This is a genomic window from Candidatus Megaera venefica (genome assembly GCF_034554655.1).
Classification (GTDB): domain Bacteria; phylum Pseudomonadota; class Alphaproteobacteria; order Rickettsiales; family Rickettsiaceae; genus Megaera_A; species Megaera_A venefica.
The window spans coordinates 1-2,433 of record NZ_JARJFB010000205.1 but is presented as its reverse complement, the minus strand read 5'-3'; the positions used below and the strand labels follow the sequence as shown (position 1 = coordinate 2,433).

4 protein-coding genes and 1 pseudogene are annotated in these 2,433 nt (G+C 31.6%); all 5 read right to left on the bottom strand.

The features are described from left to right. Positions 1 to 242 (bottom strand): annotated as a pseudogene (locus Megvenef_RS08895) (ISNCY family transposase); the annotation flags it as partial. 399 nt (positions 243 to 641) lie between these two features. Continuing rightward, positions 642 to 905 (bottom strand): hypothetical protein, encoded by a 264-nt coding sequence (locus tag Megvenef_RS08890; RefSeq protein WP_322777573.1) that lies wholly within the window; start codon positions 903 to 905, stop codon positions 642 to 644. Between the two features lie 237 nt (positions 906 to 1,142). Then, positions 1,143 to 1,442: a hypothetical protein gene (locus Megvenef_RS08885; RefSeq protein ID WP_322777572.1), complete on the bottom strand. Its 300-nt coding sequence runs from the start codon at positions 1,440 to 1,442 to the stop codon at positions 1,143 to 1,145. Positions 1,443 to 1,602: 160 nt separating this feature from the next. Then, positions 1,603 to 1,833, bottom strand: a complete 231-nt coding sequence (locus Megvenef_RS10025) for a type II toxin-antitoxin system PemK/MazF family toxin (protein WP_410519776.1) — start codon at positions 1,831 to 1,833, stop codon at positions 1,603 to 1,605. Positions 1,834 to 1,946: 113 nt separating this feature from the next. Further along, positions 1,947 to 2,216: a ribbon-helix-helix domain-containing protein gene (locus Megvenef_RS08880; RefSeq protein ID WP_322777571.1), complete on the bottom strand. Its 270-nt coding sequence runs from the start codon at positions 2,214 to 2,216 to the stop codon at positions 1,947 to 1,949. Positions 2,217 to 2,433 lie beyond the last annotated feature (217 nt).

The following is a 2,433-nucleotide window of genomic DNA, read 5'->3' as shown; positions in this document are numbered from 1 at the left end:
CTTAACGATGCAAGAATAAATATTCTCCATAATGACATCCCACGACGACCACTATTCTTAAGGGGAATAGATTCTTCCAAACACTTCAATATTTTACCCATCACTTCTTTGTTTTGTGATAGGTGCTGGAGACCTAATAGAAATTTGGTAATATCATCACGACAAGATAAATCGAGTGTAATTGCTGACAAAGATGTTTGACCTAATTTAAATTGAGTTTCAAATTCTGAAGTGATTCGCATTGAAAGTTACAGTGAAGTTTATATATTGATCACCAAAACGACTATTATACGTCGTTTCTACCCCTTCACTATAACATAATATTACAAATCTTCGCTGTAAAAAATAGCCTCGAACCCTATATTATCTATGACTTATACTGGTTTCCGTTCAGGCACTAATTACAATAATCAAAGAATACAAAATCTAAAAGCCAAAGTTAAAGCAAAAACATCTCGAAATAACAGAAAAATCACTAAACGAATAACTAATGATGTTACTAAAAAAGTTCTTAAACGTTTAAAACATAGGACTTCTTAATTACCAACATCCAAAAATATCTATTGCCTATGTTTCCTGACTTACGTGACTTTAAAAGCTTGGTAGTTGATGGCTCTACTTGTTTACAAAAACAGTGATTTTTAATCATATTTCTTCAACAATAATTCTATGGCTTCTTCCATCAACTCAGGTGCTTTTTTGCCCTTAACCATTTTTTGCTCAAACGCCAATTTATCGAATGCTTTGCCATGTGCATCTTGAATGTAAATACTTCTAATATGACGTACTGGAGTTGGCTTTTTTGTAGCTTTTAATAATCGTGGAGCATTGTTATTCGTGGTTTCTCCTGTTTTTGCTAGGTTAGTTGCTCTAGCATTTTCTTCATCTATCCAATTATCAGTCATGTTTTATATCCTCTTTATTACCTATTAGAATTGCATCTAGAATTCTGTTTATTTCCATTCTGCGTTCTCTTACTTTGTAAGCTTTGTTCATCTTATGATCAAAGATTGTTAGATACTCGCTAGATGCTCGGCTAAATACCCCACTAGATGGAATAATAAAAGCTCTTTTGTCTCTTAAGTATTCTATGGTTTCATTTTCACTGGCTCTGTGTTCTTGTCCATCGGTTACTATGGTAATTATTCTTTTCCTAAGTAACTCAGCTCTTCTATAAGCATCAATATAGGTAGCATATTGATCACGACAGGTTTAAGTGGCATTACAATAAGATAGTTTTGTGGTACTTCCCAATCACTAGCTTGATGATCGAATATTACAATATCGGCATCAGGTCGATTACTTGGTACACTGTTCATTATCTCAAAAGGTAAGTTCCCTGCTTTAAAGTATAATATAGATGTTCCTTGAGGGTCTTGGCAAACAACGAGAGGCTTAACTCCAAATTCCACTGATGCAGCCGCAAGGTTAATTGCAATCATACTCTTACCTTGGCCGCCTTTAGGATTTCAGATACTAACTAGTTTAATTTGTTTTATAATTATTGTAATATTACATTTAATAATGAGTACAATATTTAATAAAGTAAGTCAATATATATTATAATATGTAAATATTAAGTATTATAATTATTAAAGATAATTATAACCCAACTAATCGTTGTAATTTATGTAGTATACTGTCCAGTTCAAACTCAGTTACTTGACCTATCCTTGGATGTATAATTCTGTTTAAACTAATTGATCTACAATGTTCTATTAAAGCATAACTTTTTACTTTTAAGCTATCTCTTGGATTTAATTCATAATGTAAATTACCGAATTCTAGCTGTGATTGACTACTTAAAGGGCAAATGAAAATAATAGGAGGTATAGAGTTAAGTATTGTTTAAGAATTTAATATAATCACTGGTCTTACTTTCCCAATTTCAACATCTTTGGCTGGATTAAGTTTTGCCAAATAAATACCAGCACGAGTTAAGATTTCTATTTGCTCCACCATCCCTCGTTTTCTTGTGATAAATTTGTAAATAGATTATCCATTAACTCTTTTGATTCTTCAGAGTATTTTGCTGACCGTTTCATGGCATTAAAACTTTTGATTATTCCTATTTCTTCTGATCTAGTTTTGAAATCATCTAATTCGTGAATAATTGCCCTGCGGATAAATTCAGTTCTAGAAACACCTAATTCTTTTGCAGCTTCATTGCTGGCTTTAGCTATAGTGTCTGATATTGTAATAGATAAACTTGTCATATTTAAAATTATATGAATTAATATAGTAAATATCATACCAAAATTAAGTTAAATATTCAAAATAATTCTTGATTATTTACTTTGGTTGCAATAATTTAGAGTTGTTAGTGATGACTTCAATACATCATTGCAAAATCAATCTATTTAGTCCCTCCGTCAAAACTCTCCCCGCCTGAATTAACAAGGGGTTTCATGTCATAAACAGCTTACAAAATCC